The organism is Pseudomonas sp. GW821-FHT02B10, assembly GCF_059421865.1.
Window position 1 is genome coordinate 265,011 of sequence record NZ_JBWKVU010000005.1, and the last position, 21,323, is coordinate 286,333.

Genomic DNA, 21,323 nt, shown 5'->3' on the forward strand with positions numbered 1-21,323 from the left:
ACAGGGGATGGCAGAGGGTTTCTTGACCATTTGGACCAGTTGATTCAGGTCACTCGTTGTAGATAAAACAAAATATTGCCATCAAAAAGGCTTGTTTTCTATTTTTTTGCGAATAATCTTGTAATTCCAACAACAAAACTACGGCAGGCGCTTTTCTATGACTCTACGAATCGCAATCAATGGTTTTGGCCGCATCGGCCGCAACGTCCTGCGCGCACTTTATACCCAAGGCTATCGTCAGGATCTGCAGATCGTCGCCATCAACGATCTGGGTGATAGCTCGATCAATGCCCACCTGCTCAAATACGACACCGTCCACGGCACCTTCGATGCCGAGGTGCAGCACGATCAGGAAAGCCTGACCGTCAACGGCGACCGGATCGCCGTCAGCGCCATCCGCAATCCGGCCGAACTGCCCTGGGCCGCCGAGAAGATTGACGTAGTATTCGAATGCACCGGTCTGTTCACCGACCGTGCCAAGGCCGCCGCCCATCTCAGCGCCGGCGCCCGCAAAGTGATTATTTCCGCCCCGGCCAAAGGCGCCGACGCCACCGTGGTGTATGGCGTGAACCACGACATTCTGCGCCAGTCGCACCAGATCATTTCCAACGCTTCGTGCACCACCAACTGCCTGGCGCCGGTGGCCCAGGTGCTGAACCGCGAGCTGGGCATCGAAAGCGGGCTGATGACCACCATCCACGCCTACACCAACGACCAGAACCTGACCGACGTCTACCACAGCGATCCGTACCGCGCCCGTTCGGCCACCCAGAACATGATCCCGAGCAAGACCGGCGCGGCCGAAGCCGTGGGCCTGGTGCTGCCGGAACTGGCGGGCAAGCTGACCGGCATGGCGGTGCGGGTGCCGGTGATCAACGTATCGCTGGTGGACCTGACCGTGCAGCTCAAGCGCAACACCACCGCCGAGGAGGTCAACGCCCTGCTCAAGAGCGCCAGCCAGCACTCGAAGATCCTCGGCTACAACAGCCTGCCGCTGGTTTCCAGCGACTTCAACCACAACCCACTGTCGTCGATCTTCGACGCCAATCACACCAAGGTCAGCGGCGGCAAGCTGCTCAAGGTCCTGGCCTGGTACGACAACGAGTGGGGCTTCTCCAACCGCATGCTGGATAACTGCCTGGCCCTGTGCAGCGCCGAGTAAACCCACGGCCTGCGGCGCGGGAGCTGCCGCAGGCTGCGATCTTTTGATCTTCACATTCGAGGTTCAAGCGCGCAAAGATCGCAGCCTCGGCAGCTCCTGCAGACTCTCTCCCTCCCGGAGCCACCACCGATGATCGGTATCAGCTTCACCCAGGCCAGCATGGCGGCGCGCAAGCGCATCGCCCTGGTGGCCCACGACCATTGCAAGAGTTTCCTCCTCGACTGGGCCGAGCGACAGAAAGACCGGCTCGCCGAGCACGATCTGCTGGCCACCGGCACCACCGGCCAGTTGCTGCACCAGCGCCTCGGCCTGCCGGTGGAAAGCATGATCAGCGGCCCCCTGGGCGGCGACCAACAACTCGGCGCGCGGATCGCCGAGCAGCGGGTGGACATGCTGGTGTTCTTCTGGGACCCCTTCGAACCCCAGCCCCACGATCCGGACATCAAGGCCCTGCTACGGGTCGCGGCGGTCTGGAACATTCCCGTGGCCTGCAACGAATGCAGCGCCGACTACCTGCTCAGCAGCCCGCTGATGGAGCAGGCGCACAGCTACCGGATTCCGGACTACCCGGCCTACCTCTCCGGGCGTCGATGATTCACTCAGGGCTTGACCTTCGACGTAGATGATAAGCATTATCATCTGCTGAAAAAATCAGCCAGGTCCTGTTGTGAGCCAATCCCGCTTCAATCACGTCTTTCTCACCCAGCGCGTTTCGCTGCTGCGCACGCTGGAGCGGATGGTCAACAACCACAGCACCGCCGAGGACCTGCTGCAGGAAACCTACCTGCGGGTGACCCGGGCCCTGAGCGAACGGGCCATCGAGCACCTCGAACCCTTCGTCTTCCAGACCGCCCGCAACCTGGCGCTCGACCATCTGCGCGCGCGACGCATCCAGGCCCGCACCCTGCTCGAAGACGTGCCGGTGGACGTGGTCGAAAGCGTGGCCGCGCCCCTGAGCAGCGCCGAGGATGCCGCCCATGCCGAACAGTTGCTGGAACGCCTGAACATGAGCCTTGCCCAACTCAGCCCGCGCCAACAGCAGATCTTCATCCTCAGCCGCCTGCACGGCCACAGCTACCTGGAAATCGCCGAGAAGCTCAAGGTCTCCCAGAGCACCGTGCAAAAGGAACTGAAGCTGATCATGGCCATCTGTATCGGCGTCGCCGAGCGCTTGAACGGTCATTGAGGCCCAGCCGGACGGGCGTCAGCCGCAGCCCTTTGCTACCCTTGACCGCCCTGCGCTCTCCATCTAAAAAACAGCCGTGCACAGACACAGCCGAGGAACACCCGTGACGGACATCCACCGCACCCAGCCGACCGCCCAGGACGAGGAAACATCCCCCCCCTGCGCCGCGGATCAAGCCATGGACCAGGCCCTGGACTGGCTGATCCTGCTGGAGAACCCGAGCCCCGAGCAGACCCGGCAATTCCATGACTGGTTGAACGCCTCGCCCCTGCACAGCGCAGCCTTCGACAAGGCCCAGGCGATCTGGAACGGTCCGCAAGTGGTGCACTGCGCGCAAAACCTGGACACGCAAAAACCCAAGCTCAGCCTGCTGTCGCGCCTGCGTCCGCACTGGCGGCCCCTGGCGACCGCGGCGGTGCTGATCCTCGGTTTGTTCAGTTTCAGCAACCTGCCCCTGCGCCTGCAGGCCGATCACCTGACCGTGGTCGGCGAGCGCCAGCGCCTGCAACTGGAGGACGGCTCGAAAGTCCTGCTCAACACCAACTCGGCCTTCTCCAGCAGCATCGACGAGCGCCAGCGCGTGGCCCGCCTGTACCAGGGCGAAGCCTTCTTCGAGATCCCCGCCAGCCGCGGCCAGCCGCTGGAACTCGACGCCGGCCCGGTACGCGCCAGCGTGCGCGACACCGCCTTCGCCGTGCGTTACCTGGACGGCGTGGCCCAGGTGCGGGTGCAGCGCGGCGATGTCGACCTGCGCGCCACCCACGACGATGCCCGGGTGCGCCTGTCGGCCGGCGAAAGCATCCGCATCGGCCCCAACGGTTTCGACCGCCCGGCCAAGCTCGACCTCGACAAGGACCTGGCCTGGGTCCAGGGCCGGCTGGTGTTCGAGAACTGCCCGCTGAACCAGGTGCTGGCCGAATTGCGTCGGTATTACCCGGGCTGGATCGTCAACAACAACGAGCGCCTGGCCGATGTCGCGGTCACCGGCAATTACCGCCTCGACCAGCCGCTGGACGTGGTGCGCTCCCTGGCTCACATCACCTCGGCGCGCCTGCAGGAATTCCCGGCGCTGGTCATCCTCAACTAAAGCGCATTTATTTTTACGCGATCGCTGTCGGTCGTTCGTCTCGTTATAGCCAATGCAATTGATTCGCATTAAAAATGGCGAATCAGCACCTATAAAGATTCGTGCGACACGGAGCGCTATCGATGTCCTCTCGCCTCAACAGCCGGTCCTCTTCATCCTCCCGCCAGGCCCGCCTGCAGAACTGCACGCTGTCCCTGCTGACCGCCGCCATCCTGCTGGCCGGGGCCGCGCCAGTCCTGGCCGCCACCGCCGGGGCCAAGACCCTGCCAGCACGCAACATGGGCGACTACAGCTTCGCCATCGACCAGCAACCGCTGGTGTCGGCGCTGAACGCCTTTACCGCTGTCACCGGCTGGCAGGTCGGCCTGCCGGCGGAACTGGGCGAAGGCATCGCTTCCCCGGGCGTGCGCGGTTCGCTGCCACCGGAAAAAGCCCTGGACCGCCTGCTGATGGGCACCAACCTGAGCTACCGCAAGCTGGGCGCCAACAACATCGTCCTGGAAAAACGCGCCAGCGGCGGCGCCCTGAACCTGCAACAGGTGACCATCAGCGCCACGCGCCAGGAACAGGACGTCAGCAGCGTGCCCAGTACCGTGACCGTGCATGACCGCCAGGACCTGGACCGCAACAACGTCAACACCATCAAGGATCTGGTGCGCTACGAGCCGGGCGTTTCGGTCGGCGGCGCCGGCCAGCGCGGCGGTGGCATCAGCGGCTACAACATCCGCGGCATCGACGGCGACCGTATCCTGACCCAGGTCGACGGCGTGGAGATTCCCAACGGCTTCTTCAACGGCCCCTATGCCAAGACCCAGCGCAATTACGTCGACCCGGAAATCATCAAGCGCGTGGAGATCCTCCGCGGCCCGGCCTCGGTACTGTACGGCAGCAACGCCATCGGCGGCGCGGTCAGCTACTTCACCCTCGACCCGGACGACATCATCAAGCCAGGCCAGGACGTCGGCGCCCGCCTGAAGACCGGCTACAGCTCGGCCGACGACAGCTGGCTGAAGTCGGCCACCGTGGCCGGGCGCAGTGGTCAGTTCGACGGCCTGCTGCACTTCAGCCAGCGCGACGGCCACGAAACCGACTCCTACGGCAGCCACAACGGCACCGGCCTGGCGCGCACCGCCGCCAACCCGGAAGACGTGCGCACCAGCAACGTGCTGGCCAAGGCCGGCTGGAACTATGCCGACGACGCGCGCCTGGGCCTGACCTACGAGAAGTACAAGGACGACCGCGACACCAACCAGAAAAGCGCCGTGGGCGGCCCGTTCAACGCCGGCCAGCCGCTGGGCATGTACCGCTCGCGTACCGGTAACGACACCATCACCCGCGAACGCTTCGGCCTGGACAACCACTTCGTCCTCGACAGCCTGCTGGCCGACCACGTGAAGTGGAGCCTGAACTACCAGATCGCCAAGACCGACCAGAGCACCCTGGAAAACTACTTCCCGTTCAGCCGCAACGTCATGCGCAGCCGCGAAACCCTCTACCAGGAGAAACAGTGGGTCTTCGACGCCCAGGCCGACAAGGCCTTCGCCATCGGTGAAACCGAGCACCTGCTGACCTACGGCACCACCATCAAGCAGGAAAAGGTCACCGGCTCGCGCAGCGGCAGCGGCACCTGCCTGGCGGTCGGTCGCGGTTGCACGGCGGTCGGCGCCATCAGCCCGTCCGACGTGCTGAAGAAGTCCAGCGACTTCCCCGACCCGACCATCAACACCTACAGCCTGTTCGCCCAGGACCAGATCAGCTGGAACCAGTGGACCTTCCTGCCGGGCCTGCGCTACGACTACACCCAGCTCAAGCCGCACATTACCCAGGAGTTCCTCAACACCGTGGCCGCCGATGGCAATGGTGAGGTGAGCGACCAGAACAAGACCTGGCACCGGGTATCGCCCAAGTTCGGCCTGACCTATGCCCTGAGCGACCAGTACACCTGGTACGGCCAGTACGCCGAAGGGTTCCGCACCCCGACCGCCAAGGCGCTGTACGGCCGCTTCGAGAACACCACCACCGGTTACCGCGTGGCGCCGAACTCGAACCTCAAGCCGGAGAAAAGCCAGAGCTATGAAACCGGCCTGCGCGGTAACTTCGAGTCCGGCAACTTCGACGTGGCGGTGTTCTATAACAAGTACCGCGACTTCATCAACGAAGACGCGGTGACCCCGGGCTACGACGAACTGACGTTCCAGAGCAACAACATCAAGCACGCCACCATCAAGGGCGTGGAAGTCAAGGGCCGGCTCAACCTCGACGCCCTGGGCGCGCCGCAGGGCCTGTACACCCAGGGTTCGGTGGCCTATGCCTACGGTCGCAACAACGACACCGGCGAACCCTTGAACGCGGTCAACCCGCTGACCGGCGTGTTCGGCCTGGGCTACGACCAGGATAACTACGGCGCCCTGCTCAGCTGGACCCTGGTGAAGAAGAAAGACCGCGTCGACAGCAGCAGCTTCAAGACCCCGGACGGCACCAGCAGCCAGTTCAAGACCCCGGGCTACGGCGTGCTCGACCTGACCGGCTTCTACAAGGTCAGCGACGACGTCACCGTCAGCGCCGGCATCTACAACCTGGCCGACAAGAAGTACTGGCTGTGGGATGACGTGCGCGGCTACGACAGCGTCGGCGAAGCCGCCGTGCTCAGCCCGGCCAACCTCGACCGCCTGACCCAGCCGGGTCGCAACTTCGCGGTCAACCTGATCTGGGACATCTGATCCGGTCTGCCTCACTGTGCTTTTCGATGGGGCGCAGTGAGGATTTTTTACTGTGCCGCGTCTTCTTGTTCGTCTAGTTAGCAAGTGCTTCTCATTTCAAGCCGCTCTCGTTTTCAGTAGCTCTCATTTCCATTGACCAAGGACATCGTCATGACCACCCAGGATTCCCCACAGCGCCCGAGCCTGCGCTCCCAGCGCCTGAACCAGATCACCCACGAACCCCATGCCAGGCTCGACGCCCTGGTCAAGGCCCACGCGCCATTCGAAAGCGCCAGCAGCTTTGCCCGTTTCGTCGTCGCCCAGTACCTGTTCCAGTCCGAACTGGTCGCCCTCTACAACGACCCCGCGCTGATCGCCATCGTCCCAGACCTGGCAGAACGTTGCCGCGCCGAAGCGGCCAAGGCCGACCTGGCGGACCTGGACACCGAAGTCCCGGCCCCGGTGGCGGGCGCGGTGCAGAACCCGAGCAAGGCCGAGGCCCTGGGCTGGCTGTTCGTCTCCGAGGGCTCCAAGCTCGGCGCGGCGTTCCTGATCAAGCGCGCGGTGGGCCTGGGCCTCGGCGAAACCTTCGGTGCCCGGCACCTGGGCGAGCCGGCCGGTGGTCGCGCCGAAGGCTGGAAAACCTTCACCCGCACCCTCGATGGCCTGGCGTTCAGTGCCGAAGAGGAAGCCGCGGCGGAAAAAGGCGCGCTGGATGCCTTCAACCGCTTTACCGTGCTGCTGGAAAAGGCCTACGACACGGCGCCTGAACTGGCCTGATTTTTTCGCCGGCACCCTCGTTCCTGTATTGAAGGCGTAGACTCACGCCCGCTGCAGGAACGAACGCCGCTGGCGTCAGCCGTTATTCCCACCTTTTGTGGATTGAGCCCCATGCTCGTCACCTCATCATCGAACCCATGACCGGCACAACCCGATCCCCGTCCAAGGCCTCCCGCCTGTTCTTCGGCTGCCTGGCTTACATCAGCCTGGCCATCGGCCTGATCGCCATCGTCGTCCCCGGCCTGCCGACCACCGAGTTCGTGCTCCTCGCCGCCTGGGCCGCGACCAAGAGCTCGCCACGCCTGAGCGCCTGGATGGAAAACCATCGCCTGTTCGGCCCCATCCTGAGCAACTGGCGCAACGGCCGGATCGTCAGCCGCCGGGCCAAGGTCAGCGCCACCGTCAGCATGCTGCTGTGCGCCGGCCTGATGCTGAGCCTGCTCAACCATCACTGGACCCTGTACCTGGCGCTGGCCGGCATGGGCCTGGGCAACCTGTGGATCTGGTCGCGCCCGGAGGCTCTGGCCCAGGCCTCTTGATTCCTCTGCAAGAGCAGCCGGTCGACGTTCGGCTGCTCGCGACATGCCCTCCAGCGAAATCGCCCTGCTCCTCGTTTATGTCAAACACATGACCGCTCGTCGGCTTTCTCTCAGACAAATGCCGCCCAAGCCGATGTTCCGGGCATGGCGCTGAATGGACTTGGCGACCGGAGTCATCCGACTCACCGCTCCCCCCTATCCATTCGCGAGATCGCCCCATGTTCGACTCTCTGTCCATTCGCCTGAAAATCGTGCTGTTGTCCGGACTCTGCCTGCTCGGCGTGGTGGGCCTGATCGTCGGGATGAACATCTACCAGACCAACCAGAACGATCAATTGGTCAGCAGCTCCAGCTCGCGAATGCTCACCGACAGCGTGCAGAACCTGCTGCAGGCCCGGGCTGCGGAGCAGGCGGTGCGGGTACAGAAAACCTTTGGCGAGAGCCTGCTGGTGATCACCGCCCTGGCCGACCAGATCAACGACCTGCGGGCCATGGCCGGCAAGCGTTCGCTGGACGCCGCGACGCTGCGTGAAGAGCTCAACCACAGCCTGAAAACCGCCTTCGAACGCAACACCAAGGTGCTGGGCATCTGGCTCGCCTACGAGCCCAACGCCCTCGACGGCAAGGACAGCGAGTTCGCCAACGACGCCGGCCACGCCTCCAACGAAGCCGGGCGCTTCGCCAGTTACTGGAGCCGTGCCGGCGGCACCGGGCTGAACACGGTGATGGTCGAAGAGGACATGAACAAGACCACCCTGAGCGTCAGCGGCACCCCCTATAACAGCTGGTACACCTGCCCGCGCGACAGCAAGCGCACCTGCTTGCTGGACCCGTACGCCGATACCGTGGGCGGCAAGCTGATGCTGATGACCACCATTTCCCTGCCGCTGATCGTCGACGGCAAAGTCATAGGCGTGGTCGGCGTGGACATCGCCCTGGATGCCCTGCAGGCCGCGGCCGCCGACTCCCAGCGCGGGCTGTTCGACGGTGCCGGGCACATGCTGATCGTCGCCGGCAGCGGCATCCTCGCCGCCTACAGCAACGATGCGGCCAAGGTCGGCAAAGGCATCGCCGACACCCTCGGCGCCGAAGGCAGGGATGTGCTGCAACTGCTGGCCGGCAATACCCCGAAAATCCTCAAGCAGGGCGACCTGATCCGCGCCGTGTATCCGGTCAGCCCGATTGCCGATGCCCGTCCCTGGGGCGTGGTGATCGACCTGCCGGAGCAAGTGCTGCTGGCCGACACCGTGAAACTGCAGAGCGTGCTCGACGACGCCCAGGCCCAGGGCACCCTGGTGTCGCTGCTGGTGGCGGCGATCGCCGGCGTGATCGGCCTGCTGCTGATCTGGCTGACCGCCTCCGGCGTGACCCGGCCGATCAACAGCGTGGCGCAGATGCTCAAGGAAATCGCCAGCGGCGACGGCGACCTGACCCAACGCCTGAAGTACGGCAAGCAAGACGAACTGGGCGAGCTGGTGGGCTGGTTCAACCGCTTCCTCGACAAGCTGCAACCGACCATCGCGCAGATCAAGCAGAGCATCACCGACGCCCGCGGCACCGCCGACCAGTCCTCGGAGATCGCCCGCCAGACCAGCGAAGGCATGCAGGTGCAGTTCCGCGAAATCGACCAGGTGGCCACCGCCTCCAACGAAATGAGCGCCACCGCCCACGACGTCGCCAACAGTGCCTCGAACGCCGCCAACGCCGCCCGTGGCGCCGACCAGTCGGCCAAGGACGGCATGACTATCATCGAGCGCAGCACCCGCGACATCAGCACCCTGGCCGAGGAGGTCAGCAAAGCGGTGGTCGAGGTCGAGGCCCTGGCGGTCAACAGCGAACAGATCGGTTCGGTGCTGGAAGTGATCCGCAGCATTGCCGAGCAGACCAACCTGCTGGCCCTCAACGCCGCCATCGAAGCGGCGCGCGCCGGGGAAAGCGGCCGCGGCTTCGCCGTGGTCGCCGACGAGGTGCGCAACCTGGCCAAGCGCACCCAGGACTCGGTGGAAGAGATCCGCCTGGTGATCGAACGCATCCAGAGCGGCACCCGGGGGGTGGTGGCGACCATGCATTCGAGCCAGGCCCAGGCCCAGAGCAACGCCGGACAGATCCAGCAAGCGGTGCAGGCTCTGGGCAAGATCAGCGACGCAGTCACGGTGATCAGCGACATGAACCTGCAGATCGCCAGCGCCGCCGAACAGCAGAGCGCGGTGGCCGAAGAGGTCAACCGCAACGTTTCGGCGATCCGCAGCGTGACCGAATCCCTCACCGAGCAGGCCACCGAATCGGCCCAGGTCAGCAGCCAGCTCAACGCCCTGACCACCCAGCAGATGAAGCTGATGGACCAGTTCCGCGTTTGACCTTGCCCCTGTAGGAGCGAAGCTTGCTCGCGATGAACCAGAGAGCGCCGCGTTGAGCCAGTGATCAGGCATCATCGTTGACGACCATCGCGAGCAAGCTTCGCTCCTACGGGGGGCTGCGGCGCTTCACTTTTTTGATCTATGCTGCCCCCTCTCTTGCGGAGGGCCTGCAATGACCGATGTGCTGTCGTCTGTTCAAGCCGCGCTGGGCTTGCCTCGTACCCCGATTGCCATGACCTCGAGCGGCGCCCTGCCCTCGGCCTTCGCCGTGACCGAACTGGCCAGCGCCAGCATCGCCGCGGCCGGCCAGGCGGCGGCCGAGCTGCTGCTCAGCCAGACCGGGCGCCTGCCCACCCTGAGCGTCGATCGGCGCCTGGCCTCCTTCTGGTTCGCCACCTCCCTGCGCCCGCTGGGCTGGAGCGTGCCGCCGCTGTGGGACCCGGTCGCCGGCGACTACGCCACCCAGGACGGCTGGATTCGCCTGCACACCAACGCGCCGCATCATCGGCGGGCAGCCGAACAGGTGCTCGGCCGGGTCGTGGATCGTCCGGCCATGGCCGCCAAGGTCGCGCAGTGGAACAAGAGCGACCTGGAGCAGGCGGTGGTCGCCGCCGGAGGCTGCGCCGCCGAGATGCGCGGCTGGAGCGAGTGGCAAGCCCATCCCCAGGGGCAGGCTGTGAATGCCGAGCCCCTGGTGCATTACCAGACCTGCAACGCCAGCGCCGCCCAGCCCTGGCGCGGATCGCTGGCCCGGCCCCTGGCCGGGATCAAGGTGCTGGACCTGACCCGGGTGCTGGCCGGGCCCATCGCCAGCCGTTTTCTCGCCGGGCTGGGCGCCGATGTGCTGCGCATCGACCCGCCGGAGTGGAACGAGCCCGGCGTGGTCCCGGAAGTCACCCTGGGCAAACGCTGCGCCCGGCTGAACCTGCACGATGCCGCCGATCGCCAGGTCTTCGAAAGCCTGCTAAGCGAAGCCGACCTGCTGCTGCACGGCTACCGCGCCGATGCCCTGGAACGCCTCGGCTACGGGGCCGCCGAACGCCAGCGCTGCGCCCCGGGGCTGATCGATGTGTGCCTGAACACCTATGGCTGGAGCGGCCCCTGGCAGAACCGCCGCGGCTTCGACAGCCTGGTGCAGATGAGCAGCGGCATTGCCGAGGCCGGCCAGCGCTGGCAGCAGGCGGATAAACCCGTGCCGCTGCCGGTGCAGGCCCTGGACCATGCCACCGGCTACCTGATGGCCGCCGCCGCGATCCGCGCCCTGACCGAACGACTGCAAACCGGGGCCGCCGGCAGCGCACGGCTGTCACTGGCGCGGACCGCCAAGCTGTTGATCGAGCACTCCAATGGCAGCGCCGAGCCCGCCTTGCGCGGCGAAGACCAGGACGATCAGGGACTGCTGGTAGAGCAGACACCCTGGGGCCCGGCCCATCGCCTGCAAGTACCCTTGCAGATCAGCGGCACGCCCCTGCAATGGGCTTACCCCGCCAGCGACCTGGGCGCCCATCGCCCGAAATGGTGAGCCTGTAACGCGTAACCCTGTAGCCGCTGCCAAGCCTGCGAGGCTGCGATCGGCCGCAAAGCGGACGTAAATCAGGCCGCGCATTACGTCATTCATACCGCGTGCGCAGGGTTGGCGAGGACTGCGTCCTCGATCGCAGCCTCGCAGGCTCGGCAGCGGCTACAGAAACGGCGATCAGGGGGCTACAGCGCCGTCCACAAATGCTGCGCCGCGTAGCCGCGCCATGGCCGCCAGGCCTCGGCGCGGGCCAGCAACTGGCTGGCGCTGACCGGTCCGCCTTCGAGCGCCGCCAGGGCGTTGTGCAGGCCCACGTCCGCCGCGGGAAAGGCGTCCGCTTCACGGAACTGGCGCAGGGCCACGTAATGCGCGGTCCAGTCGCCGACACCCCACAGCGCCCGCAAGGCCGACAGGCTGTGTTCGAGGCTGGCCTTGGGGGCAAACAGCTGCGGATCGTCGAGTAGCGCCTGCGCCACGCCGGACAGGGTTCGGCCACGACTGCGCGGCATGCCCAGGCTCGCCAGATCGGCGCCCGCCATCCGCCCCGGCTCGGGGAACACATGGCTCAACCCCGCTGGCGCCTCCCTGCAGCTCAATGGCTGGCCATACTGCGCCACCAGCTTGCCCGCCAGGCGGATGGCCGCCACCACAGTGATCTGCTGCCCCAGCACCGCGCGCACCGCCAGCTCGAAACCGTCCCAGGCACCGGGTACGCGCAGCCCCGGCCGCGAGGCGATCAAGCGGGCCATCAACGGGTCGGCGGACAGTTGCCGGTGAATCGGCGCCAGATCGGTATCCAGGTCCAGCAGGCGGCGGATGCGCGCAACGATCCGCGCGTGGGCCTGCGGATCGGGAAAGTGCAGGGTCAGCGCCAGCGCATCGCTGTCGCCCGGGCTCACACTGAACCAGCCGTGTACGCCATCGAGGCTGATGCTGCGCGAGTAGCGCTCGCCACTGACAGTCTCCAACCCCTCGATGGCCCGCGCCCGGAGAAAGGCCAGCATCGCCGGCCAGTCATAGGGCGGCTGGTAAACCAGCCTCACAGCGACAGCACACCGCTGTACAGGCCATAGGCGGCCAGGCTGGCCCCGGCGACCACGCAAGCGAAAATGCCCTTCTCGATACCGGTGAACAACGGCTCGCCCTGCTCGCGCTTGGCCTTGGCGAACAGGATCACCCCGGGGGCATACAGCAGGGCCGACAGCAGCAGGTACTTGACCCCACCGGCGTACAACAGCCAGACCGCGTAGCACAGGGCCACGCCACCGATGCACAGGTCTTTCATGCGCTCGGCCGAGGCCTGCTCGTAGGTTTCGCCGCGGCCGCTGAGCAACACCGCATAGGCCGCCGACCACAGGTAAGGCACCAGGATCATCGACGACGCGAGGTAGATCAGGCTGGTGTAGGTCCCGGCGGAGAACAGGGTAATCAGCAGGAACACCTGGATCATGCTGTTGGTCAGCCACAGAGCGTTGACCGGCACATGGTTGGCGTTCTCCTTTTTCAGGAAGGCCGGCATGGTCCGGTCGCGGGCCGTGGCGAACAGGATCTCGGCACACAGCAGCGCCCACGACAGCAAGGCACCGAGCAGGGAAACCGCCAGGCCGATGCTGATCAGCAACGCGCCCCAGGGGCCGACTATGCGCTCCAGCACCGCCGCCAGCGACGGGTTCTGCAAGGTCGCCAGTTCCGGCTGGCTCATGATCCCCAGGGACAGCACGTTGACCAGCACCAGCAGGGCCAGCACGCCGATAAAGCCGATCACCGTGGCCCGGCCGACGTCCGCACGCTTCTCGGCCCGGGCCGAATAGACGCTGGCGCCTTCGATGCCGATGAACACGAAGACCGTGACCAGCATCATGTTGCGCACCTGGTCCATCACCCCGCCAAAGTTCGGGTTGCCACGGCCCCAGATGTCGCGGGTGAAGATGTCCGCCTTGAACGCCACCGCGGCAATCACGATGAACATCACCAGCGGCACGATCTTGGCCACGGTGGTCAGCAGGTTGATGAACGCCGCTTCCTTGATCCCGCGCAGCACCAGAAAGTGCACCGCCCACAGCAGGACCGAGGCGCAGGCGATGGCCACCGGGGTGTTGCCCTGGCCAAACACCGGGAAGAAATAACCCAGGGTGCTGAACAGCAGCACGAAGTAGCCCACGTTGCCCAGCCAGGCACTGATCCAGTAGCCCCAGGCGGACGAGAAGCCCATGTAGTCGCCAAACCCGGCCTTGGCGTAGGCGTACACCCCAGAGTCGAGTTCAGGCTTGCGGTTGGCCAGGGTCTGGAACACGAAGGCCAGGGTCAGCATGCCCACGGCGGTGATCGCCCAACCGATAAGGATCGCCCCGGCGTCGGCCCGGGCCGCCATGTTCTGCGGCAAGGAAAAGATCCCGCCGCCAATCATCGAACCCACCACCAGGGCGATCAAGGCGCCGAGTCGCAGTTTTTGTGTGGTTTGTGGCATGCCTACCTCTGCGTCCGGTCCAATTGTCCGACAACAAACTATATGAAATTAATTAACTTCCACAGATTGGAAAGGGACTAAAAGAGTCAATTATTGATCTTTTGTGGATCAATCGACATGACGAGGATCAGAACATGTTGAATAGTTTGGCTTTTTATTATGCATAAAACCTAAATGCCATCAGCGCTCCGGGCACCCTTATAACTTTTTAATGAGTTGCGCATTCTTGAAAGCGGGCTAGCTTCAATCTGGCGCCAATGAGAAGACCTTTCATCCGGAACCCGAGGCCTTATGGAATGGCGCTTTCAGGCTTCCTACCGGTTTCCGCAAAGACAGCTTAAGTCGTTCATTCACAATGGAATGTAGCAATGACCTGATCTAAATCAGCTGTTCGGATTTCTCGCAGATTTACTCTGACATCTCTCTTCTCCTGCAATGGAGTCACGCAATGTCTGACACTCCCGGAAAACTACGGCTTGGTGCGTTAGTCGCCTTGGTAGTCGGCTCGATGATTGGCGGCGGGATCTTTTCCTTGCCACAAAACATGGCGGCAAGTGCCGATGTAGGCGCTGTTCTTATTGGCTGGGCTATTACCGCTGTCGGTATGTTGACACTGGCTTTCGTGTTTCAAACCCTGGCCAACCGCAAGCCTGATCTGGACGGTGGTGTCTACGCCTATGCCAAGGCCGGTTTCGGCGATTACATGGGCTTTTCTTCGGCCTGGGGCTACTGGATCAGCGCCTGGCTGGGCAACGTGGGCTACTTCGTGCTGCTGTTCAGTACCCTGGGCTATTTCTTCCCGATCTTCGGCGAGGGCAATACTCCGGCCGCGGTGATCGGCGCCTCGCTGCTGCTGTGGGCCGTGCACTTTCTGGTGCTGCGCGGGATCAAGGAAGCGGCGTTCATCAACCTGGTGACCACGGTCGCCAAGGTGGTGCCGCTGCTGCTGTTCGTGCTGATCGCCCTGTTCGCCTTCAAGCTGGACATCTTCACCGCGGACATCTGGGGCGTGAAAAACCCTGACCTGGGCAGCGTGATGAACCAGGTGCGCAACATGATGCTGGTCACCGTGTGGGTGTTCATCGGTATCGAAGGCGCGAGCATCTTCTCCGCCCGCGCGGAAAAACGCTCGGACGTGGGCAAGGCCACCGTGATCGGCTTCATCACTGTGCTGCTGTTCCTGGTGCTGGTGAACGTGCTGTCGCTGGGCATCATGACCCAGCCGGAGTTGGCGAAGCTGCAGAACCCGTCGATGGCGGCAGTGCTCGAGCATGTGGTCGGCCACTGGGGCGCGGTGCTGATCAGCGTCGGCCTGATCATCTCGCTGCTGGGGGCGCTGCTGTCGTGGGTGCTGCTGTGCGCGGAGATCATGTTCGCTGCGGCCAAGGACCACACCATGCCGGAGTTCCTGCGCAAGGAGAACGCCAACCACGTGCCGGTCAACGCCCTGTGGCTGACCAACGCCATGGTGCAGATCTTCCTGGTCATCACCCTGTTCTCGGCCAGTACCTACCTGTCGCTGATCTACCTCGCCACCTCGATGATCCTGGTGCCCTACCTGTGGTCGGCGGCCTATGCCGTGCTGCTGGCGGTGCGCAGCGAAACCTACGAAGCGGCCCTGGCCGAACGCAAGAAAGACCTGTTGATCGGCTCCATCGCGCTGCTCTACGCGATCTGGCTGCTGTACGCCGGCGGGGTCAAGTATCTGCTGCTCTCCGCCCTGCTCTACGCCCCCGGCGCGATCCTGTTCGCCAAGGCCAAGCGGGAGTTGGGCAAACCGATTTTCACCAACGTCGAGAAGCTGATTTTCGCCGCAGTGGTCATAGGCGCCCTGTTGGCCGCCTACGGGCTCTACGACGGCTTCCTGACCCTGTAACCGCACGATTGTTTCTACCTCTGGAGGATCACGGTAATGACCACGGAAAAAGTTAAGTACGGCGTCCATTCCGAAGCCGGCAAACTGCGCAAAGTCATGGTTTGCTCCCCAGGCCTGGCCCATCAGCGGCTGACCCCGAACAACTGCGATGAACTGCTGTTCGATGATGTGATCTGGGTCAACCAGGCCAAGCGCGACCATTTCGACTTCGTCACCAAAATGCGCGAGCGTGGGATCGAAGTCCTGGAAATGCACAACCTGCTGACCGATACGGTGCACAACCCCGAAGCCCTGAAGTGGATTCTGGATCGCAAGATCACCCCCGACACCGTCGGTGTCGGCCTGACCAACGAAGTGCGCAGCTGGCTCGAAAGCCTGGAGCCACGCAAGCTGGCCGAATTCCTGATCGGCGGCGTGGCCGGCGAGGACCTGCCGGAAAGCGAAGGCGCCAGCGTGATCAAGATGTACCGCGATTACCTGGGCCACTCCAGCTTCCTGCTGCCGCCGCTGCCCAACACCCAGTTCACCCGCGACACCACCTGCTGGATCTACGGCGGCGTGACGCTCAACCCGATGTACTGGCCGGCCCGGCGCCAGGAAACCCTGCTGGCCAGCGCCATCTACAAATTCCACCCCGAGTTCGCCAACGCCGACTTCGAAGTCTGGTACGGCGACCCGGACAAGGATCACGGCCAGGCCACCCTCGAAGGCGGCGACGTCATGCCGATCGGCAATGGCGTGGTGCTGATCGGCATGGGCGAGCGGACCTCGCGCCAGGCCATCGGCCAGCTTGCGCAATCCTTGTTCGCCAAGGGCGCGGTGGAAAAAGTCGTGGTCGCCGGCCTGCCGAAATCCCGCGCGGCGATGCACCTGGACACCGTGTTCAGCTTCTGCGACCGCGACCTGGTCACGGTCTTCCCGGAAGTGGTCAAGGAAATCGTGCCGTTCGTCATCCGCCCCGACACCAGCAAGCCCTATGGCATGGACGTGCGACGGGAGAACAAATCGTTCATCGAGGTGGTGGCCGAGTCCCTGAACCTCAAGCAACTGCGCGTGGTGGAAACCGGCGGCAACAGCTTCGCCGCCGAACGCGAGCAGTGGGACGACGGCAACAACGTGGTGGCCCTGGAACCGGGCGTGGTCATCGGCTATGACCGCAACACCTACACCAACACCCTGCTGCGCAAGGCCGGCGTGGAAGTGATCACCATCAGCGCCAGCGAACTCGGCCGCGGCCGTGGCGGCGGCCACTGCATGACCTGCCCGATCGTGCGCGACCCGATCGATTACTAAACGACTTCCCCGGCCGCACCTCTGCGGTGCTGGCCGGGCCGAGTACAGAATCCCTGGAGAATCATCATGGCGTTCAACATCCACAACCGTAACCTGCTCAGCCTCGAACACCACACCGAACGCGAGCTGCGCTACCTGCTCGACCTGTCCCGCGACCTCAAGCGCGCCAAGTACACCGGCACCGAGCAGCAGCACCTCAAGGGCAACAACATCGCCCTGATCTTCGAGAAAACCTCGACCCGTACCCGCTGCGCCTTCGAGGTCGCCGCCTATGACCAGGGTGCCAACGTCACCTACATCGACCCGAACTCGTCGCAGATCGGCCACAAGGAAAGCATGAAGGACACCGCCCGCGTGCTCGGTCGCATGTACGACGCCATCGAGTACCGCGGCTTCAAGCAGGAAATCGTCGAAGAACTGGCGAAGTTCGCCGGTGTGCCGGTGTTCAACGGCCTGACCGACGAATACCACCCGACCCAGATGATCGCCGACGTGCTGACCATGCGTGAGCACGCCGACAAGCCGATCCACGACATCAGCTACGCCTACCTGGGCGATGCCCGCAACAACATGGGCAACTCCCTGCTGCTGGTGGGCGCCAAGCTCGGCATGGACGTGCGCATCTGCGCGCCAAAGGCCCTGTGGCCCCATGACGACCTGGTCAGCCGCTGCAAGCAGTACGCACAAGAAAGCGGTGCCCGCATCACCCTGACCGAAGACCCGAAAGCCGCGGTCAAGGGCGTCGACTTCATCCACACCGACGTCTGGGTATCGATGGGCGAGCCAGTGGAAGCCTGGGCCGAACGTATCCAGCAACTGCTGCCGTACCAGGTCAACGCCGAGCTGATGAAGGCCACCGGCAACCCACGGACCAAGTTCATGCACTGCCTGCCGGCGTTCCACAACAGCGATACCAAGGTCGGCAAGCAGATCGCCGAGCAGTATCCGCACCTGGCCAACGGCATCGAAGTGACCGACGACGTGTTCGAGTCGCCGGCCTGCATCGCCTTCGAGCAAGCGGAAAACCGCATGCACACCATCAAGGCGATCCTGGTCTCGACCCTGGCCGACCTGTAACCCCGACGTCCGTGGCCGACCGCCTGGCGGTCGGCCCTCGACCTGTAGGCGCGAAGCTCGCCCGCGAAGGCGTCCAACCTGACACCCCACCATCGCAGGCAAGCCACGCGCCCACGGGATCACCGAATTCTGGAAGGAATGCATTATGCGTATCGTCGTCGCACTGGGCGGCAACGCCCTGCTCCGCCGGGGCGAACCCATGACCGCGGACAATCAACGCGCCAATATCCGCATCGCCACCGAACAGATCGCCAAGATCCATCCCGGCAACCAGCTGGTGATCGCCCACGGCAATGGCCCGCAGGTCGGCCTGCTGTCGCTGCAGGCGGCGGCCTACACCTCGGTGTCGCCTTACCCGCTGGACGTGCTCGGCGCCGAAACCGAAGGCATGATCGGCTACATCATCGAACAGGAACTGGGCAACCTGCTGGATTTCGAAGTGCCCTTCGCCACCCTGCTGACCCAGGTCGAGGTCGATGCCAAGGACCCGGCGTTCCAGAACCCGAGCAAGCCCATCGGCCCGGTCTACAGCAAGGACGAAGCAGAAAAACTGGCCAAGGAAAAAGGCTGGGCCATCGCCCCCGATGGCGACAAGTACCGCCGCGTGGTGGCCAGCCCGAAACCCAAGCGCATCTTTGAAATCCGCCCGATCAAATGGCTGCTGGAAAAGAGCAGCATCGTGATCTGCGCCGGCGGTGGCGGCATTCCAACCATGTACGGTGAGGATGGCAAGCTCAAGGGCATCGAGGCGGTGATCGACAAGGACCTGTGCTCGGCACTGCTGGCCGAACAGCTGGAGGCCGATCTGCTGGTGATCGCCACCGACGTCAACGCGGCCTTTATCGACTGGGGCAAGCCGTCGCAGAAAGCCATTGCCCAGGCGCACCCGGACGAAATGGAAAAGCTCGGCTTCGCCGCCGGCTCCATGGGACCGAAGGTCCAGGCGGCCTGCGAGTTCGCCCGCCATACTGGAAAAGTCGCAGTGATCGGTTCACTCTCGGACATCGAAGCGATCGTCCAGGGCAAGGCCGGTACGCGCATCAGCACGGCCCAGCCGGGCATCACTTACCGATAAGAGCAACTCAGGGTGCAGGCCGCTGGCCTGCACCACTCCCCATGCCTTGTAAAGGAGAGAGCCATGGCCCAGTTCGAACCCGGTCATTTACACATCGAGCGACACGCACTGACCAAGGACGATGTCAGCTACAACATCTGTATCGACTATGAAGTCGCGCAGGACCCCAAGGAAGGCAAAGGGATGCAGTTCAAGATGCATGGAACGATTCAGGGCAAGGAGCTCGATGAACCGTTCTTTCTGCCCAAGGATCAGGCTTACAACTTCGCCAGCAACGTGACGAAAATCGCCGAGAAGTATGGGATTCCCAAGGCACTGAGCAGCATCGGCTCGCTGCACAAATATTACGACGCGATGTTTGAGGATGTGCGGGTGCAGTTGAATATGAAATCCGGGGATCCAGTCAACCCCGAACACCTCGAGTAACCCCAGCCCGTGGGTCGCGGGCTTCCCCTGCCCGCTTAACCTGTAGGAGCGAGGCTTGCCCGCGATGAACTCAAGGACGCCGCGGCGTATCAGGCCAGGCTTCCCGCGTCATCGTTGAGGCTATCGCGAGCAAGCCTCGCTCCTACAGAAGCCCGTGGCCACGGCGAATTTCACCAAACAGCATCCGCCAAGGCATACTTGCCACCCTCCGTTTTCCAGAACCCTTGACCGCCCCATGCGCATCCACGTCAGCTTTATCGACCGCGTCGGTATCACCCAGGAAGTCCTGGCCCTGCTCGGTGGGCGCAACCTCAACCTGGATGCGGTGGAGATGGTGCCGCCCAACGTCTACATCGACGCCCCGACCCTCAGCCCGCAAGTACTGGAAGAGCTGCGCGACGCGCTGTTCAGCGTGCGCGGCGTGCAGGCGGTGACGGTGGTCGACATCTTGCCCGGCCAGCGCCGCCACCTGCAGCTCGACGCCCTGTTGGCGGCGATGACCGACCCGGTGCTGGCCCTGGACAGCGCCGGCAAGGTGCTGCTGGCCAACCCTGCGTTGATTGCCCTCTATGGCCGCGAGCCGGCCGGGGAAAGCGTGGCCGAGCTGTTCGACGACCCGGCGCTGCTGGAAACCTTGCTGGAACAGGGCTTTCGCTTGCCCCTGCGGGAAATCACTCTCAATGGCCAGACCCTGCTGCTGGACGCCACGCCGATCACCGACGCCGGCGCGCTGCTGACCCTGTATCAGCCCAATCGCATCGGCGAACGCCTGTCGGCCCTGCACCACGACCATGCCGAAGGCTTCGACGCGCTGCTCGGCGACTCCCCGGCCATCCGCACCCTCAAGGCCCGCGCCCAGCGCGTCGCCGCGCTGGATGCGCCGCTGCTGATCCAGGGCGAAACCGGTACCGGCAAGGAACTGGTGGCGCGAGCCTGCCACGCCATCAGTGCGCGGCACGGCGCGCCGTTTCTGGCGCTGAACTGCGCCGCCCTGCCGGAAAACCTCGCCGAGAGCGAGCTGTTCGGCTACGCCCCCGGCGCCTTCACCGGCGCCCAGCGCGGCGGCAAGCCGGGGCTGATGGAGCTGGCCAACCAGGGCACAGTGTTTCTCGACGAGATCGGCGAAATGTCGCCCTACTTGCAGGCCAAGCTACTGCGTTTTCTCAACGACGGCAGCTTTCGCCGGGTGGGTGGCGACCGTGAGGTCAAGGTCAATGTGCGGATCCTCAGCGCCACCCATCGCGACCTGGAAAAGATGGTCGCCGAGGGCAGCTTTCGCGAAGACCTGTTCTATCGCCTCAACGTGCTGAATGTGGAAGTCCCGCCCCTGCGCGAGCGCGGCCAGGACATCCTGTTGCTGGCGCGCTACTTCATGCAGCAGGCCTGCGCGCAGATCCAGCGCCCGGTCTGCCGCCTGGCGCCCGGCACCTATCCGGCGCTGCTGGGCAACCGCTGGCCGGGCAACGTGCGCCAGTTGCAGAACGTGATCTTCCGCGCGGCGGCGATCTGCGAAAGCAGCCTGGTGGACATCGGTGACCTGGATATCGCCGGCACCTCGGTGGCGCGCCAGAACGACACCGAAGTCGAAAGCCTGGAACAGGCCGTCGAGGAGTTCGAGAAGGCATTGCTCGAAGGCCTCTACGTCAACTACCCCTCGACCCGCCAGTTGGCCAGCCGCCTGCAGACCTCCCACACCGCCATCGCCCATCGCCTGCGCAAATACGGCATCCCCAACAAGCCCTGAGCCTGCCGCGGCTTTTGATGTTGTAGCCGCTGTCGC

The 21,323-nt window shown here is 64.2% G+C and carries 17 protein-coding genes; 15 read left to right on the forward strand and 2 right to left on the reverse strand.

What is annotated here, in order from left to right; all coding sequences use genetic code 11:
- Window positions 1-157: 157 nt before the first annotated feature.
- The 9 genes from gap (at window position 158) to AC07VU_RS13990 (ending at window position 11,332) form a co-directional block, all read left to right on the forward strand.
- Complete coding sequence (gene gap, locus AC07VU_RS13950; RefSeq protein WP_007926310.1) at window positions 158-1,162, forward strand: type I glyceraldehyde-3-phosphate dehydrogenase; 1,005 nt, start codon at window positions 158-160, stop codon at window positions 1,160-1,162.
- Window positions 1,163-1,291: 129 nt separating this feature from the next.
- The gene (locus tag AC07VU_RS13955; protein ID WP_053262363.1) at window positions 1,292-1,756 is read left to right on the forward strand and encodes a methylglyoxal synthase; all 465 of its coding nucleotides are present in this window, start codon (window positions 1,292-1,294) and stop codon (window positions 1,754-1,756) included.
- Window positions 1,757-1,829: 73 nt separating this feature from the next.
- Window positions 1,830-2,348 (forward strand): RNA polymerase sigma factor, encoded by a 519-nt coding sequence (locus AC07VU_RS13960; RefSeq protein WP_495030043.1) that lies wholly within the window; start codon window positions 1,830-1,832, stop codon window positions 2,346-2,348.
- A 103-nt stretch (window positions 2,349-2,451) separates the two neighbouring features.
- The gene (locus AC07VU_RS13965) at window positions 2,452-3,435 is read left to right on the forward strand and encodes a FecR family protein (protein ID WP_495030044.1); all 984 of its coding nucleotides are present in this window, start codon (window positions 2,452-2,454) and stop codon (window positions 3,433-3,435) included.
- 122 nt (window positions 3,436-3,557) lie between these two features.
- The gene (locus AC07VU_RS13970) at window positions 3,558-6,155 is read left to right on the forward strand and encodes a TonB-dependent receptor (RefSeq protein ID WP_495030045.1); all 2,598 of its coding nucleotides are present in this window, start codon (window positions 3,558-3,560) and stop codon (window positions 6,153-6,155) included.
- A gap of 150 nt (window positions 6,156-6,305) precedes the next feature.
- Complete coding sequence (locus AC07VU_RS13975) at window positions 6,306-6,914, forward strand: biliverdin-producing heme oxygenase (protein WP_007926298.1); 609 nt, start codon at window positions 6,306-6,308, stop codon at window positions 6,912-6,914.
- Between the two features lie 137 nt (window positions 6,915-7,051).
- Window positions 7,052-7,453 (forward strand): YbaN family protein, encoded by a 402-nt coding sequence (locus AC07VU_RS13980; RefSeq protein ID WP_007926296.1) that lies wholly within the window; start codon window positions 7,052-7,054, stop codon window positions 7,451-7,453.
- 218 nt (window positions 7,454-7,671) lie between these two features.
- On the forward strand, window positions 7,672-9,810 hold the full coding sequence (locus AC07VU_RS13985; protein ID WP_274304437.1) for a methyl-accepting chemotaxis protein: 2,139 nt from the start codon (window positions 7,672-7,674) through the stop codon (window positions 9,808-9,810).
- 172 nt (window positions 9,811-9,982) lie between these two features.
- On the forward strand, window positions 9,983-11,332 hold the full coding sequence (locus AC07VU_RS13990) for a CoA transferase (protein WP_495030046.1): 1,350 nt from the start codon (window positions 9,983-9,985) through the stop codon (window positions 11,330-11,332).
- 182 nt (window positions 11,333-11,514) lie between these two features.
- Here the strand turns inward: AC07VU_RS13990 and AC07VU_RS13995 are convergent, their stop codons facing one another.
- Window positions 11,515-12,372, reverse strand: coding sequence for a DNA-3-methyladenine glycosylase family protein (locus AC07VU_RS13995; RefSeq protein WP_495030047.1), 858 nt, complete (start codon window positions 12,370-12,372; stop codon window positions 11,515-11,517).
- The gene (arcD, locus tag AC07VU_RS14000) at window positions 12,369-13,796 is read right to left on the reverse strand and encodes an arginine-ornithine antiporter (RefSeq protein ID WP_274304440.1); all 1,428 of its coding nucleotides are present in this window, start codon (window positions 13,794-13,796) and stop codon (window positions 12,369-12,371) included. The genes AC07VU_RS13995 and arcD (AC07VU_RS14000) overlap by 4 nt, the downstream gene beginning before the upstream one ends.
- A gap of 448 nt (window positions 13,797-14,244) precedes the next feature.
- Between arcD (AC07VU_RS14000) and arcD (AC07VU_RS14005) the strand changes: the two genes are divergently transcribed.
- The 6 genes from arcD (AC07VU_RS14005) to gcsR all read left to right on the forward strand — a co-directional run bounded on the left by arcD (AC07VU_RS14005) (window position 14,245) and on the right by gcsR (window position 21,287).
- Window positions 14,245-15,672: an arginine-ornithine antiporter gene (arcD, locus tag AC07VU_RS14005; protein ID WP_274304441.1), complete on the forward strand. Its 1,428-nt coding sequence runs from the start codon at window positions 14,245-14,247 to the stop codon at window positions 15,670-15,672.
- A 36-nt stretch (window positions 15,673-15,708) separates the two neighbouring features.
- The gene (gene arcA / locus AC07VU_RS14010; RefSeq protein WP_007926270.1) at window positions 15,709-16,965 is read left to right on the forward strand and encodes an arginine deiminase; all 1,257 of its coding nucleotides are present in this window, start codon (window positions 15,709-15,711) and stop codon (window positions 16,963-16,965) included.
- A 66-nt stretch (window positions 16,966-17,031) separates the two neighbouring features.
- On the forward strand, window positions 17,032-18,042 hold the full coding sequence (locus tag AC07VU_RS14015) for an ornithine carbamoyltransferase (RefSeq protein ID WP_007926269.1): 1,011 nt from the start codon (window positions 17,032-17,034) through the stop codon (window positions 18,040-18,042).
- Window positions 18,043-18,187: 145 nt separating this feature from the next.
- Window positions 18,188-19,117, forward strand: coding sequence for a carbamate kinase (gene arcC / locus AC07VU_RS14020; protein WP_457241495.1), 930 nt, complete (start codon window positions 18,188-18,190; stop codon window positions 19,115-19,117).
- A gap of 63 nt (window positions 19,118-19,180) precedes the next feature.
- Window positions 19,181-19,543 carry a DUF5064 family protein gene (locus AC07VU_RS14025; RefSeq protein ID WP_053262373.1) on the forward strand — a complete coding sequence of 121 codons (363 nt, stop codon included), beginning with the start codon at window positions 19,181-19,183 and terminating at the stop codon, window positions 19,541-19,543.
- 235 nt (window positions 19,544-19,778) lie between these two features.
- On the forward strand, window positions 19,779-21,287 hold the full coding sequence (gcsR, locus tag AC07VU_RS14030; RefSeq protein WP_009045250.1) for a transcriptional regulator GcsR: 1,509 nt from the start codon (window positions 19,779-19,781) through the stop codon (window positions 21,285-21,287).
- Window positions 21,288-21,323: the final 36 nt, after the last annotated feature.

Coding starts and splice junctions, on each gene's coding strand:
- gap (WP_007926310.1), top strand. CDS start 158: ATGACTCTACGAATCGCAATCAATGGTTTTGGCCGCATCGGCCGCAAC.
- AC07VU_RS13955 (WP_053262363.1), top strand. CDS start 1,292: ATGATCGGTATCAGCTTCACCCAGGCCAGCATGGCGGCGCGCAAGCGC.
- AC07VU_RS13970 (WP_495030045.1), top strand. CDS start 3,558: ATGTCCTCTCGCCTCAACAGCCGGTCCTCTTCATCCTCCCGCCAGGCC.
- AC07VU_RS13975 (WP_007926298.1), top strand. CDS start 6,306: ATGACCACCCAGGATTCCCCACAGCGCCCGAGCCTGCGCTCCCAGCGC.
- AC07VU_RS13980 (WP_007926296.1), top strand. CDS start 7,052: ATGACCGGCACAACCCGATCCCCGTCCAAGGCCTCCCGCCTGTTCTTC.
- AC07VU_RS13985 (WP_274304437.1), top strand. CDS start 7,672: ATGTTCGACTCTCTGTCCATTCGCCTGAAAATCGTGCTGTTGTCCGGA.
- AC07VU_RS13990 (WP_495030046.1), top strand. CDS start 9,983: ATGACCGATGTGCTGTCGTCTGTTCAAGCCGCGCTGGGCTTGCCTCGT.
- arcD (WP_274304440.1), bottom strand. CDS start 13,796: ATGCCACAAACCACACAAAAACTGCGACTCGGCGCCTTGATCGCCCTG.
- arcD (WP_274304441.1), top strand. CDS start 14,245: ATGTCTGACACTCCCGGAAAACTACGGCTTGGTGCGTTAGTCGCCTTG.
- arcA (WP_007926270.1), top strand. CDS start 15,709: ATGACCACGGAAAAAGTTAAGTACGGCGTCCATTCCGAAGCCGGCAAA.
- AC07VU_RS14015 (WP_007926269.1), top strand. CDS start 17,032: ATGGCGTTCAACATCCACAACCGTAACCTGCTCAGCCTCGAACACCAC.
- arcC (WP_457241495.1), top strand. CDS start 18,188: ATGCGTATCGTCGTCGCACTGGGCGGCAACGCCCTGCTCCGCCGGGGC.
- AC07VU_RS14025 (WP_053262373.1), top strand. CDS start 19,181: ATGGCCCAGTTCGAACCCGGTCATTTACACATCGAGCGACACGCACTG.
- gcsR (WP_009045250.1), top strand. CDS start 19,779: ATGCGCATCCACGTCAGCTTTATCGACCGCGTCGGTATCACCCAGGAA.